Source organism: Pseudoduganella sp. OTU4001 (genome assembly GCF_038440195.1).
Classification (GTDB): domain Bacteria; phylum Pseudomonadota; class Gammaproteobacteria; order Burkholderiales; family Burkholderiaceae_D; genus Rugamonas.
Map to the genome: position 1 here is coordinate 1 of NZ_JASATG010000082.1, position 273 is coordinate 273.

General features: G+C 58.6%; 1 protein-coding gene. It reads right to left on the reverse strand.

The features are described 5' to 3' along the window. Positions 1-248 (reverse strand): hypothetical protein (locus AAHE99_RS26720; RefSeq protein ID WP_342120994.1); only part of this gene is annotated, 248 nt, incomplete at its 3' end. Positions 249-273 lie beyond the last annotated feature (25 nt).

Sequence of the window (273 nt, forward strand, 5' to 3'; positions counted from 1 at the left end):
TTGGCGATGGCTTTTTCGGAGCCGTGCGCCACGTCGATCACGTGGATGTTGCTCTGGCCCAGCTTGCGGGACTTGCCGGCACCATTGGCCTTCAGGATCTTGGAGAATTCCGCCACGGTCAGGCCGGCATTCGGTTCCACGATGATGCGGCCCTTGATGAAGTCTTCGGATTGTGCGGCGAAGGCTGGTGCAGCCAGGGTAGCGATGGCGGTAGCGATTGCGGCGGAGAAGGTGGTGATGGTTTTCATTGGTGCGAGTCCCTGTTTTCAAAAA